The sequence below is a fragment of the Bacillus smithii genome (assembly GCF_001050115.1).
Lineage (GTDB): Bacteria > Bacillota > Bacilli > Bacillales > DSM-4216 > Bacillus_O > Bacillus_O smithii.
Genome location: NZ_CP012024.1, coordinates 1,190,836 through 1,204,250, shown reverse-complemented (window position 1 = coordinate 1,204,250; position 13,415 = coordinate 1,190,836). Strand labels below are relative to the sequence as shown.

Sequence of the window (13,415 nt, the reverse complement as noted above, 5' to 3'; positions counted from 1 at the left end):
ATCTTTTAAGCCGCCAACTATTTTATTTTTTTCAAATTTTTTTTAGCCTCTGCTAACAGGAAGGAAGCATAAACATCTTCTTGTGTACAGTTTCAAGAAATGGAAACACATCTTGCAAAAGAAATACAAGATAAGCAAAGATAGAATCGATCCAAGCGAAAATTTTCCTCTCTTTTCTTATTGAAGAAATAGATGTAAAGGATAACATGTTCTGATATTGTCTACACGATTTTCTATCACTAGTCACAATGGCCCGTTTTTCTTTATTCACGATTCTGAACGAGGTCTGTTCCTTCTATAAATAGCCATAAATGACCGCCTCATAAAATATATAAAAAAGCACAAGACCTGTTCCGATCACTACGGTCCATATAACAGGGTTTCGAATATAGGGATGATCTTGAACAGCTTTTGGGATCGCAGAATCGTATGTTCGTTTCAGTTTTTGCTCTTGTATGATCAGAATCGTGTATAAAAGAGATCCGGAAACCACTACAACGCCCGCCAATGTTAAAATCCACATAAAAAAACTCATATTCAGCACCTCTAGCCTTATATTGTGTATAGTTAATATGTCCAGGTGCTGAATGAGCTATTCGAACCTATTTTAATAAAGAAGACCATCATGCTCGTATAAATAATCGTACGTAATGTCCATAAATAAATATTCATGATCATTGACTGGATAGGAGAACGTGCGGATTATTTCCCCCGTTTCAAGATCAGAATACAAATCTGATAAAAGACCGGTACGGTTTTTGCGCATGCGGAGAATGTTTTCCAGAAAGTAGGGACGCCAGCTCCAGTTTTTATTTAAATACTCCGGCTGTACAATCCACTCCCCATCCTTTTTCAACAAGTTCGGCGTCACTTCAAATCCGTTTTCATCACATATGTAGAAACGAAAACACATCGGATCAAAATAAGCAGCCAGTTCTTTGAGCAGTTCAATCCTCGAATCCGTTTGTTTCCTTAATTTCGGCAAAAGTGTTTGCAAATCGTTTTGTATGGATTCCGCCTGAAGATATACTTTTTCCAGCATGCGCTTTTCATGAAGAATAAATTCTTGGAATTTTCTCCTCAATTTCTCCTTAAGAACATCGCAAGGCAAAAAACCGGGTATTGGCTCTTGCAAGTAGCAGCCTTGATAATACCGGCCTCCATGTTTCCACGCATATTGAAGCTGAAATTCGATTTCTATTTTTTCAAAAAGCAGAGAAGCGCCGATTTTTCTTGCTAATATCGACAAAGAGTGAAGAATGTCTTTGTATGCCCGGTTTCCGGCATCATGTCGAAGAGCTTGCAAGCTGACTTTTAATATATCCGGATAAGAACCGGTAAACTTATGAATATTGACATTCTCTTCCCCAATATGATCAATCGCAATTTGTATGCCAAATGTTTTATAGTATTGTAATAGATGTTCAAGATCACTCGTATATTTTTTTTCCGAAATCTCAAGCACAATTTTATGTAGATCAAGACCCGTTTCTTTGTACCCGAGCAATATATTGAGAAATTCTTCTTCTTTGTCCATCATCAGTAAACGAGCATCCCTGTTGATAAACAGATGTCCTTCCGCTTCTTCCTCCATAAAACGATTGAGCGCCTGCCTTAAGATGTGATTATCCGCCTCTAACCGAAATTCATCCGGCACTTCCTCATCTTCAAAGAAATCTCCTAAACTTACCGGTCCATTTTCCCCTAAATATCTTCCCAACACCTCGTACCCAATGATGCTATGTTCATCTGCGCTAAAGATCGGTTGAAAGTAAGGAACTACTCTATCTAAATTCGCCATAATTTCCAATGCGTCCATAAACAAGCCCCCATCAGCAAAAATCTTGTTTCCGTCTTTTATTTAGAATAGGCCAAACGGCTTTTCCTAGGCGCATATTCAGCAAAAGTATGAACATAGGGAAAAATTCCTTGTCCCGTTTCAAAAATGTGCTATATTCTGCTTTATTAGCCGGAAAAATCGCTCGATTCAAAATACTTGAGGTTGTCGAATCATTCAAAAGTTCGCTAATTCTACCAATCATCCGCTTCTTACGAACTTTCTCTTAACAAAAAATTTAAAAATCTCAATTATATTATATGAAAAAAAGCGGGTTCCCGCCAGAATGACCCCCAATGATCCTCGTCCTTTTTCATTATTTATAAAAAAACGCTGATAAGAGAAAAATTCCGCCGAAGCGGAATTTAGAGGTTTTCATTTATTAATCTTTCATTTAATTTATTTAATGTTTGAATGATCGTCTTCTTTTTATTATACCCTTTCATATTGATGGTATATTCATGATACTGGGCAAACACCTGTCCCCAGCTTCCGGGAGCATCAAATCCATAGATAAACACCCGTATCATTCCTTTTTTAGAAGGAAGGAAAAACATTTCAAACCGATTTTCTTTTTGCACGGCTGCAGCCTCCTTTAAGCTGCCATCTTTTATTGTGCAGCTTCATCTATTCAAAAAGTAACACTTGAATCGAAAATAAGCAATACATTTGATTGCACGTCCATAGAATAATAACAGAAACTTTTTGAATCAGTTTACTAGAAAGCAAATGATTCGTGTTTAGGAATGACAGCACTTGCTGCTGCAACATGAAAATTCCCGTTTTTTGAAAAGAAAAAACGCCAATCCACTTTTTATGAGTGGGTATCCCCCATGACAAGAATAGGTGTGGATCAACGTGAACATGAGAATATCGAGAAGAATGTTTCTCCAAAAGATGGCAGGCACTTTTTTGGCTTTTCTAGGGTTGTCCGGCGGAGGACTGGCCTACGCACATTATATAGAACCGAAACGGCTGGATATCCATGTGGAAGAATTTTACCATCCTCTCATTCCTCCGTCATTTGACGGAATGTCGATCGTTCTATTCAGCGATACTCATATTGGATTTCAATATACTTTGAATCAATTGCAAAAACATGTCGCCATCATCAATTCTTTGCAACCTGACATTGTATTCTTTACAGGCGATTTGTTAGACCACCCTGGTCAGTTTCCAAAAAAGCATGTTCTCCCTGACATTCTCGGGAAAATCAAAGCCCCTTTTGGAAAGTTCGCCGTTTACGGCAATCACGATCACGGAGGCTATGGAACAGAAATTTATAAAAACATCATGGAAAAATCGAGCTTTCAAATTCTCCGCAATGAAAGCAGAACAATCTCTATGATTAACCAACAACGCATCTACATCGCTGGAATTGACGATGCTATGCTCGGATCACCGAATCTTTATGAAACGATCAAAAAAATCCCAGAAAATCAATTTACGATTTTATTATCTCATGCACCTGATTTAGCGGATGAGGCTTCTCTTTTTCCTATTCAACTACAATTGAGCGGTCATAGCCATGGCGGACAAATCAAACTGCCTTTCATCGGGGCATTGATTACCCCACCCTTTGGAACAAAATATCCAGAAGGACGCTATGAACTGACAAAACACCACAGACTCACACTTTATGTGAATCGCGGATTAGGCACCACCCGTCTTCCATATCGTTTTTTCGCCGTTCCCGAGATTACAAAAATCGTTTTGAAATCAGTTCCTTGAAAATTTGGAATCTCGCTGTTTAGTTCGTTGAAAGACTTTTTTGTTTATACATTTCTTCCGAGTTTCGTAAAACGGAAAAGAATCACAGCATTCCCCATTTTCGTTCGTATTCCACTTTCAAAATATAATCGCCATTGGTGAAACCATGTCTGGACAAGATGTCGAGAGCTTCACTAAAACCAAAAGTAGCGGTTTCCATAATGATTTGGTTCTTTTTTTCGTAAATCATCCAATGATCATGCGCTTCTTGCAAAATGTCCATCATGCAAGCAATCTTCTCCAATCGAAGCGATAAACGATCCTTCAATTCTCTCACATGTCGTGAATTCACTTGGTGAAAACGGGATGACCTTTTAAGAGGTTTTATTTTGCGCGGAAACCAAATCTGTCGATCCCAAATTTCGAAAATAAAACAGATTTTTTGATTACAAGTCAGTTGATTTTTATTCATTCAACAGCACTCCTTTAATATTCGTGTTGATCAGCAGAAAAAAGGCCTATGAAAGTTGAACTGTACATAGGCCTTTTTTCTTTATGATGATAGATTCGCCCAATAAGAGCCAAAGACAAGAATAGATAAAATATATCCCAAAACGACGTTCACCACGACCCCTGCACTGAAGGCGGCAAGCGGTTTCCAACCAACCGATGTTAATTCTTTAAAACGAGTTGTCAATCCAATCGACAGGAAACAAAAAGTAAAAGCCCATGTTCTCAGTTCTTTGATTGGTGCAATAATCTCTGTATTAATCACATCTGCCTGAACGGCCGAAGAGCCGGCCAAAAGGATGGTCAGGATGGCTGAGGCGCTAAAAAAACCAATCACAAACTTAGGAAATCGGCGCCATATTTCAGACGTATCCGCTTTTGCACCTTCATTTCTCTTTTCCCACCAAGTGATTGAAATGAACGTAAGTATGAAGCACCAAACCCCTATAAAGATATCACGACCGATGACCTTCATGAGTGTAAAGGCTACGAGCGCTTTATCGCCGAATGAGCTGGCAGCCGTTATTCCCGCCGCATCTGCAAATTCTGATGTTCCAATCCACGCTCCCGCTTGTCCTGCTGGTAATCCAAGCCATTTGATAATAAGCGAAAGAGCAAAAATCATAAATACTGCCCAAATCACAACAAGTGAAATCGAGACGGAAACATGTTCTTTTTTTGCTTTTATGGAACTGCCTACGGCAATCGAAGCCGAAACACCGCAAATGGAACCCCCTGCACCTAATGTGGCCGCAAATCGTTTATCCAATCCCAGCCATCTGGTTCCCACGAAATAAATGACAAGGAATGTTGCCACAGCAATGATCGTTGCCTGGAGAAAGGCAACAGGACCAGCCTTTATGATCAGTGTGAAAGGAAGCGTTGCCCCAAGAAACACAATCCCCACTTTCACGTAAAGTTCCGTCCTGAGCGCCGTTCCAAACCATTCGGGAATAGGTATTAAGTTGCCGATAATAAGCCCTAAAGCAAGGGCAACAAGAGGAGCTTCCAAATTATATTGCTGCGCCCATTCCCAAGAACTAAAAATATTGATTAAAACGCTGAGTATAAATAAAACGATAAATCCGGAAATAAAGTGACTCGTTTTTACTTGCAAAAAGAAGGCAGCGATCGAAAATAAAACAATATAAATGGCCAACAACAGAATGATGGAACCGAAATGTTGACTTAACGTGGTCGTTAAAGTATGAATGTCTCCCCATTTTGGAATTTGGGCTGTTAACACTTTAATGGAAGACCCTGCCAACCAAAAGAATATAGCTATCACAACCAGAAAAAGTCCGATCCACACTGCCCACCAGTCTTCCTTTCGGATCAATTCAGCCCAGCCCCTTTGAACCGTCGGCAATGCCTTTTTTTCATTCAAGTTTGTCCCCAGCATCATCAACAACCCCTTTCTATATTGAATTGGATGTTCATTTAAAACATTGTTTGTCTTTGAAACGCCAAAATTTTGCTTTCCACGCACCATAATTCAATTATGTCGATATGTTTACTATGATTAAAGACTAAAAAACAGAACATTTCGCTTTGCACATCACTTCCTTCGTTTTCCCAGTAAAAAAGTCTTCGTTTTTTAAAAAGAAGAACTTATGAATACGCTAAAATGGTATATTCTTGCCTACCTGATAGATATCGGGGGATAGACTTTTTATTGGAAAGCTCCTTCCGCTTTTGGAAAAAGATAAAAGACAATGGTGGATTTATTCATCAAAATAACATGTCCGCGCAATAAAATCAACATAAAATTCAGAATAAACAAAAATAAAATTCATAGTTGACAGGTATGAATACACGGTATTAGAATGAGAGCAATCTTAAATTTTGATTATTATTTGTTTTTTCAATTTTCAAATAGAAAGGGTGTGAAAAAAAATTGAAGCAGATTATCGTTTTATCGGGAAACCCGACAACTTATTCACACACAGCGCTTGTATTGCAGCAAATCAGCGATTTGTTAGCTTATCGTGGATGTAATGTAAAAAAGGTGTCCGTAAGAGATGTTGAGCCGGAGACGATATTCAATGCACGTTTTGACGATCCACAAATCACTTCGATTGTCAATGATTTTAAAAACGCCGATGGAATCGTCATTGGATCGCCTGTCTACAAGGGATCCTATACGGGCGTGTTAAAAGCATTGATTGATCTATTCCCGGAAGATTCGTTCAAAGGGACACCGATTCTGCCCGTCATGGTAGGCGGAAGCAGCCATCATATGCTCGCCATCGAGTATGGTTTAAAACCATTATTATCCGCTTTGAAAGGCGAATTATTGCAAGGGTTTTATTTGTTGGATAAACATGTGGATAAAACTTCTGCACCGTATGTCCGAAACATAGACATTTTACAACGCATCCATAAACAAATAGAGCAATTTATTGGGGAGATGGATAAAAATGGATCTTTTGTTCATGTCAAAAGCGAATAAACGCAATCTTTCCTTGCGAATTCATCCTGTTCGTTTCGTGATCACAACGTATCACGATTCGAAAGCTAGGTCATCGCTTTTTACGTCTGTTTGTTCTTAAGTTAAAGGAAAGCCGAAGCTTGGAGGAACAAAAATGGATATAAAAATCAACATAAAAGACAAGTCATTTAAAACGAATCAAGGAAGTGTGCAAGTGCTGCATGATGTTTATTTGAATATAAAAAACGGTGAGTTTATTACGGTGATCGGTCCGAGCGGTTGTGGCAAAAGCACACTGCTGAAGATTATCGCCGGGCTGGATACGAATTACAACGGAGATGTTTTCCTCGGCCAACAGGCTGTTAAAAAGCCAAGTGTCGCCCAAGGTTTTGTTTTTCAAGAACATCGCTTGTTTCCATGGCTGACAGTCGAAGAAAATATTGCCGCTGATCTTTCTTTAAAGGATCCTGCTATTCGCGAAAAAGTACATGAATTAATCGACATCGTTCGATTAAAAGGGTTTGAAAAAGCCTATCCAAAGGAATTGTCAGGAGGCATGTCACAGCGGGTAGCCATCGCACGAGCTTTATTGAGAGATCCAGTCGTTTTATTGTTAGATGAACCATTTGGCGCCCTGGATGCATTTACAAGGCAACATTTGCAAGATGTCCTTTTACAAATATGGGCAAAAACAAAAAAGACTATGATTTTAGTGACGCATGATTTGGATGAATCGGTCTATCTTGGGAATAGAGTCGTCGTCATGAAATCAAAACCGGGAACGGTGCACCGCGAGATTCCCGTTGACTTGCCATTTCCGCGCCAAAGAACAGATTCATCATTTCAAAAAATGAGACAAACCGTCATGCAAGAATTTGAAACAGTCAATCATTTTTCATTATCAAAATAATGTCTGTCACAGCAGTCAAGGAGGAAGTTTATGAAAAAGGCATATCTATTCTTTATTTTCGGAATTATTTGGATAATAGCCGGATGCGGCAACAGCCAAGCAAGCGAAAGTGCAGATCAAAAAAATACTACGATCAATATAGGTATTCAACAAGATGTCGGCCCTCTCCTTTTAGCAAAAGAAAAAAAGCTGTTTGAAAAAGCTTTCCAAAAAGACCATGTTCAAGTGAAATGGACTGAATTTCAAAGCGGCCCGCCGCAAATAGAGGCCATTTCTTCCAACCATCTTGATTTTGCGGGAGTGGGCAATTCTCCTGTTATTTCAGCGCAAGCCGCCGATATCGGTTTTAAAGAAATTTCCAATACCCGATTAGGATTAAAATCGGATGCGATACTTGTACCGAAAGGAAGCTCGATTAAAACCCTTAAAGATTTAAAAGGCAAAAAAATTGCTGTCGCCAAAGGAAGCAGCGGATTTAATTTATTATACCTGGCTTTACAGAAAGCAGGATTAAAAGATTCCGATGTGCAAATTATCCAGCTTCAACCGGATGAAGCACAGTCGGCTTTCAATGCAAAAAAGGTAGATGCTTGGTCGATTTGGGAGCCTTTTATATCTTATGAAACATTAAAACATGATGCTAGGATTTTAACGACCGAAAAGCAATTAAACAGTTTTTCGCCGAGTTTTATGCTCGTACGTTCCCAATTTGCAGAAGAACATCCGGATTTAACAGTGAAGTTCTTGAAAGTGTATGAACAGGCACGGCTTTGGGAAAAACAGCATTTCAACGAAGCCGTTGCGATCTATGCCAAGGCGAAGAATTTAGATAAAAAGGTTGTGGCCAGCGCATTGAAAAACAATCCATCCACCAACCTGCCGATCTCTGGCAAGATTATTCATGCTCAGCAAGAAACGGCTGATTTTCAATACAAGAAACATATCATCCAGAAAAAAATCGATACAAGCAAAGTAGTAGATAATCAATATATCAATCAAGCACTATCAAACAAAAAGTAGGTGAATAAAAAATGAGCAAAGCAGGAATGACAGCTGAAATACCGGTCTCCACGCCACGTCAATCTGAGAAGAAATGGAAATCTATTTCGCAATCTTCCGGAAAAAGAAGTAGGTATAGATTACTTTCCGGATTTATACTCCCTGTTATCATCATTATCATTTGGCAATTAATAGGGTCTCTCGGATGGGTGACGAAAACCGTATTGCCGACACCGTGGGAAATTATTTTGGCGGCTAAAAATTTAGCCGTCTCAGGGGTTTTGTTCACCAATATGAAATTGAGCATTATTCGAGCCGCATGCGGATTTGTCATTGGCGGCGGATTGGGATTGGCTTTGGGAACTCTGGTAGGACTATCGGCAAAATCCGAAAGTTTATTAGATCCAACTTTACAAATGGTGCGGACTATTCCGCATTTGGCGATTACCCCGCTATTCATTCTGTGGTTTGGCCTAGGAGAGGAATCGAAAATTTTATTAATCGGATTAGGCGCATTTTTTCCGCTATACGTCAATACCTTTTTAGGCATTCGTAAAGTGGACGCAAAGCTTTTTGAAGTAGCGCGCATACTTGAATTCAGCAAATGGAAGCAAATCAAGCTGCTGATCGTGCCTTCCGCTCTTCCCAATATATTGTTGGGAATCCGTCTATCGCTAGGAGCCGCTTGGCTCTCACTAGTCGTAGCGGAACTGATGGGTTCTACGTCGGGCCTTGGCTATATGATGATGGACGCCAGACAATTTAGCAACACGGATATCGTATTTGTCGGCATCATCATTTTTGCCATTGTCGGAAAATTAACAGATTCATTGGTCAGGCTGATGGAAAAGCATTTTCTGAAATGGCAAGACACTTACAAAGGTGAAGTATAAGTTGAAATGGGCTTATTTAAGATGAATCATCCATAATCATTCATTTAAAGGAGTGAAAAACATGGAAATATTTTGGTTTATTCCTTCTCACGGCGATGGAAGATATTTGGGAACGACAAAAGGCGGACGTGCAGGAACTTATCATTATTTCAAACAAATTGCTCAAGCTGCCGATCAGCTGGGATATAAAGGAGTGCTGATTCCGACGGGTAAATCGTGCGAAGATCCTTGGTTGTTGGCTTCATCGCTGGCCGTCGAAACCGAACGATTGAAGTTTCTTGTTGCCGTAAGGCCGGGATTAATGTCCCCAACTCTCGCGGCCAGAATGACGGCGACGCTAGATCGAATTTCCAATGGTCGATTGTTGATAAACGTTGTAGCCGGAGGCGATCCAGTAGAATTAGCCGGAGATGGGCTATTCATAAGCCATGATCAAAGATACGAAGCGACTGATGAATTTTTAACGATCTGGGAAAAATTATTAAAAGGCGAAACGGTCACGTTTGACGGACAACATTTAAAAATTGATAGTGGCGAACTTCTTTTTCCTCCCGTACAAAAACCATATCCGCCTGTCTTTTTTGGTGGATCGTCTGATGCCGGAAAAAAAGTGGCGGCTAAACACGCCGATGTGTATTTAACGTGGGGGGAACCACCAGAGCAAGCGGCCAAGAAAATCGAAGAAGTCAAGAAGTTGGCAGAAGAACAAGGCAGAACAGTTGAGTTTGGCATCCGATTGCATGTAATTGTGCGGGAAACGGATAAAGAAGCATGGGAAGCGGCAGACAAACTGATACACTATGTCGATGAAAAAGCCGTTCAAACAGCAGATCAAGTCCTTTCCCGGTATGACTCGGTCGGACAGAAACGAATGAGTGTTTTGCATCGCGGGGCAAACAAAAGCAGACAATCATTAGAAATAAGCCCTAATCTTTGGGCGGGGATCGGATTAGTAAGAGGAGGCGCCGGCACAGCCTTAGTAGGGGATCCCGAAACAGTTGCAAAAAGAATGTTGGAATATCAACAAGCAGGATTTAATCGTTTTATATTATCCGGATACCCCCATTTGGAAGAAGCGTATCGGGTGGCTGAATTGTTATTTCCATTGTTGCCTTTGGAACAACAAAATAATGAAAATGAATTCTTTCATTACGGTGAAATTATCGGAAATAATATATCGCCGAAATTTATCAAAGTATAACAAAGTAAGGGTCACCTCCTGTCCGTATAAGCGGCAGGAGGTGTTCGTTTCCGAAAAAGCCATCAGATAGAATGAAAACAGAACAAAATGACAGAGATAAAGGATCTGATTATGTGATTTTAAACCTCTTTCCCCTCTATCAAATCATCGTTTCAACACAGCTTCTATGAATAAGCAATGATAAGTAGCTGTTATAAAGCCATTTTCTTGAAAATCACGCTCATAGATTTTTATCATTTTTTTTAATATCGAAGGTCGTTGGAAAAATGGCCCTTGATTGCTATTCGTAGCCCCTATTTTTTTCAAAGAAGTGAAAAAGTCTCTCACAGAGAGGAATCGTTCTTTTTCAATGGTCTCTATTCCGACGATGTTCGAATGTGGATGAACCAATCGAATCGTACGATCGCATAATTCTAATAAATCCTTTAATGAGTAAAACGGCTGCCCGAGTCTGGCATTCGTATAGATTTGCCATTTTTGCAACGCTCGAGAAAAAGAAGTGTGAAGTTCATGGAATGTTTCGGCTCCAAATGTTGAAAAAAGAATCCTTCCATTATTCTTTAACGAATGGCTAAGACGAATCAGAGTATTCTCCATATCATTCAGCCATTGAAAGGTTGCATTGGAGATGATAAGATCATACCGTTCTTTTAGCCCCATTTCCTCAATATCACCGCAGAGAAAATGTACCCGTTCATCATTGATCCGCTGTTTCGCGATTTCGATCATTCCCGGTGCAAAGTCAATTGCGGTTATCGTTGCTTCGGGAAATTGTTGCGACAGTTTCTTCGTCAAATATCCTGTACCACAGCCAATCTCCAGAATATGGATCGGAGCGAATTCACTTTCTTTCCCATCCATCCGCTTCAATAACTGAGTCCCCATTTTTTTCTGCACGCTTGCAAATTGATCATACGTTTTGGCATGGTCACTAAATCGTTTTTTCAGCAACGGTTTATCGATCATTGTTCTCCCCCTGCAAATAATTGAATCAACTGTGCACATTCGTCCGTTTTCGTTAAAAAAGGAGCATGTCCGGTTTTCGGCAATTTATAGAGAAGCGCCTTGCCACTTGTCTGTTCCACAATGTCTTCTGCAGCGGATAGCGGGCATATTGCATCTTTTTCCCCATGAATGAGCAATAATGGAGCCGAGATATCTCTCACAGCAAAACGAACATCTGCTGAAATTAAATAGTCAAGGCCTGCTTCTAAACTATTTGGTTTATCACAATGAAAGTGATCGATGAAATCGATCTCCTTCCCTTTTTCGTCTTCATAAAGCAACGAGTTTATAAAAGTAGAAATCGTTTGTGCGCGATTACGAATCAATTGCCTTTTCATTCGTTCCACTATCCGTCTATTCCATCCAGCGTGATAACGATCTCCTTGAATAAACCGACTCGTACCGCTGATGAGAACTATGCGCTCGATTTTTTCGGGAACAGAAAAAGCAAGTTCAAGAGCGATCAACGCTCCAAGCGACCAGCCCACGGGAACAAAAGAAGAAAGACCTTTTTCTTCTATGAACTGAAGCGCTTTTCGTTTAAAATCAGCTGCTTTATCAATCCCATCCCATTCCACTTTATAGATGGCAAAAGTCGATTTTAGCCTTTCTTCAAGAGGACCCCAAATCGTTCCTTTCATTCCCCATCCCGGAAGGAAGACTAGAGAATGCTGATGTTTCACGAAATCACCCCCAATTCTTTTCCAACGGCGGCCACTTGCTCAAGCGTCCAATCTAGTTCCTCTTTTGTGAATGTCGACATAAGGGAGAAACGGATTCGTGCTGTCCCCTCCGGAACCGTAGGAGGCCGAATGGCGACAGCAGCAACACCTTTCTCTTCCAATTTCTTACTAAAGAGAACCGTTAACTCATTGGAACCGATCATGATCGGAACGATTTGTGTCTCGCTTGTACCGATATCAAAACCTATTTCATATAGTTTTTTTCGAAAATAATAACTATTCTCTTGCAACTTTTTCCGGCGTATCGTCTCTTGTTGGACAATGGAAATCGCTGCAAGGATCGATCCCAATGCAGCAGGCGGCAATGCGGTGGTAAAAATAAAGCTTCTCACTTTATTGATGAAATAGTCGATGATCCATTGTTTTCCTGTTACGTAAGCTCCAAAAGACCCCAGAGCTTTGCTGAAAGTCCCCATTTGAACATCTACTTGCTGTTCAATACCTAATAAATGAAGGAGCCCTTCTCCTCTTTCTCCGTAAATACCACTGCTATGAGCTTCATCGACCATCAAAATAGCCCCGTATTTTTCTTTTAATTCAACGAGCCCTTTTAATGGAGCAATATCCCCATCCATACTGAATACAGAATCCGTAACGATTAGTTTTTTCTTATGAACGGGCGCTTTTTTTAAAAGAGATTCTAAATGATCCAGATCTTGATGTTGATACCGTTTCATTTCCGCTCGGCTAAGAATCGTTCCATCGATGATGCTGGCGTGATTCCATTTATCGCTGAAGACGATATCATGGCGACCGACGAGTGCAGAAATAATGCCAACATTGGCTGTATACCCGCTGTTGAAAATAAGTGCGGCTTTTGTCCCTTTCCACTTCGCTAATTCCGATTCGACTTTTTCATAAAGTGAATAGTTGCCAACCATTAATAGAGAAGCTGTCGATCCGGCACCGTATTGCTGGGCAGCGCGCACGCTTGCTTGAATGAGCCGATCATCGCCAGCCAATCCAAGATAATTGTTCGATGAAAAATTAAGAAGCCTGCGACCATCTTTCAAAACGTATGAGTTCTTCAAAAAATCAATAGAATACAAATGGCGTTTTTGCTTTTTATCCTCTATATGCCGCAGTTCCTCTTTCATTTGTTTCTCCCATAAGTACATGAAAAAACATCTCACCTCTTTTGTTAACTAACTCAACTTTCGCAGTGAAAAATTTATG

At 40.1% G+C, this 13,415-nt stretch carries 14 protein-coding genes; 6 read left to right on the top strand and 8 right to left on the bottom strand.

Annotated elements, in window-relative coordinates:
• Nucleotides 1-295 precede the first annotated feature (295 nt).
• From BSM4216_RS05715 to BSM4216_RS05705, 3 genes are all read right to left on the bottom strand, one after another.
• On the bottom strand, nt 296-535 hold the full coding sequence (locus BSM4216_RS05715; protein WP_003354389.1) for a hypothetical protein: 240 nt from the start codon (nt 533-535) through the stop codon (nt 296-298).
• Nucleotides 536-607: 72 nt separating this feature from the next.
• On the bottom strand, nt 608-1,819 hold the full coding sequence (locus BSM4216_RS05710; RefSeq protein WP_048623057.1) for an EAL domain-containing protein: 1,212 nt from the start codon (nt 1,817-1,819) through the stop codon (nt 608-610).
• Nucleotides 1,820-2,202: 383 nt separating this feature from the next.
• Nucleotides 2,203-2,418, bottom strand: a complete 216-nt coding sequence (locus tag BSM4216_RS05705) for a hypothetical protein (RefSeq protein ID WP_003354387.1) — start codon at nt 2,416-2,418, stop codon at nt 2,203-2,205.
• Nucleotides 2,419-2,701: 283 nt separating this feature from the next.
• On the opposite strand from BSM4216_RS05705, the gene BSM4216_RS05700 reads away from it, so the two are divergent.
• Nucleotides 2,702-3,568 (top strand): metallophosphoesterase, encoded by an 867-nt coding sequence (locus BSM4216_RS05700; protein ID WP_003354386.1) that lies wholly within the window; start codon nt 2,702-2,704, stop codon nt 3,566-3,568.
• Between the two features lie 82 nt (nt 3,569-3,650).
• Here the strand turns inward: BSM4216_RS05700 and BSM4216_RS05695 are convergent, their stop codons facing one another.
• Both BSM4216_RS05695 and BSM4216_RS05690 read right to left on the bottom strand, forming a co-directional pair.
• On the bottom strand, nt 3,651-4,019 hold the full coding sequence (locus BSM4216_RS05695; protein WP_048623056.1) for a hypothetical protein: 369 nt from the start codon (nt 4,017-4,019) through the stop codon (nt 3,651-3,653).
• Between the two features lie 81 nt (nt 4,020-4,100).
• A complete protein-coding gene (locus tag BSM4216_RS05690) occupies nt 4,101-5,459 on the bottom strand; it encodes a YeiH family protein (protein ID WP_048623055.1) in 1,359 nt (452 codons plus the stop codon).
• A 495-nt stretch (nt 5,460-5,954) separates the two neighbouring features.
• Here BSM4216_RS05690 and ssuE point away from each other — a divergent pair, with 495 nt between their 5' ends.
• From ssuE to ssuD, 5 genes are all read left to right on the top strand, one after another.
• Nucleotides 5,955-6,509, top strand: coding sequence for an NADPH-dependent FMN reductase (ssuE, locus tag BSM4216_RS05685; RefSeq protein WP_048623054.1), 555 nt, complete (start codon nt 5,955-5,957; stop codon nt 6,507-6,509).
• Between the two features lie 133 nt (nt 6,510-6,642).
• The gene (locus BSM4216_RS05680) at nt 6,643-7,398 is read left to right on the top strand and encodes an ABC transporter ATP-binding protein (protein ID WP_048623053.1); all 756 of its coding nucleotides are present in this window, start codon (nt 6,643-6,645) and stop codon (nt 7,396-7,398) included.
• Between the two features lie 30 nt (nt 7,399-7,428).
• Complete coding sequence (locus BSM4216_RS05675) at nt 7,429-8,418, top strand: aliphatic sulfonate ABC transporter substrate-binding protein (protein WP_048623052.1); 990 nt, start codon at nt 7,429-7,431, stop codon at nt 8,416-8,418.
• 26 nt (nt 8,419-8,444) lie between these two features.
• Nucleotides 8,445-9,290: an ABC transporter permease gene (locus tag BSM4216_RS05670; RefSeq protein ID WP_371836633.1), complete on the top strand. Its 846-nt coding sequence runs from the start codon at nt 8,445-8,447 to the stop codon at nt 9,288-9,290.
• A gap of 61 nt (nt 9,291-9,351) precedes the next feature.
• Entirely contained in the window at nt 9,352-10,491 is a 1,140-nt protein-coding gene (ssuD, locus tag BSM4216_RS05665) for an FMNH2-dependent alkanesulfonate monooxygenase (protein ID WP_048623050.1), read from the top strand.
• 144 nt (nt 10,492-10,635) lie between these two features.
• On the opposite strand, the gene bioC is transcribed toward ssuD, so the two are convergent.
• The 3 genes from bioC to bioF are packed head-to-tail and all read right to left on the bottom strand — an operon-like array spanning nt 10,636 to nt 13,357.
• Nucleotides 10,636-11,457, bottom strand: a complete 822-nt coding sequence (gene bioC / locus BSM4216_RS05660) for a malonyl-ACP O-methyltransferase BioC (protein ID WP_048623049.1) — start codon at nt 11,455-11,457, stop codon at nt 10,636-10,638.
• The gene (locus BSM4216_RS05655; protein WP_048623048.1) at nt 11,454-12,179 is read right to left on the bottom strand and encodes an alpha/beta fold hydrolase; all 726 of its coding nucleotides are present in this window, start codon (nt 12,177-12,179) and stop codon (nt 11,454-11,456) included. Before BSM4216_RS05655 ends, bioC begins: the two co-directional genes overlap by 4 nt.
• Nucleotides 12,176-13,357: an 8-amino-7-oxononanoate synthase gene (bioF, locus tag BSM4216_RS05650; protein ID WP_048623047.1), complete on the bottom strand. Its 1,182-nt coding sequence runs from the start codon at nt 13,355-13,357 to the stop codon at nt 12,176-12,178. The genes BSM4216_RS05655 and bioF overlap by 4 nt, the downstream gene beginning before the upstream one ends.
• Nucleotides 13,358-13,415: the final 58 nt, after the last annotated feature.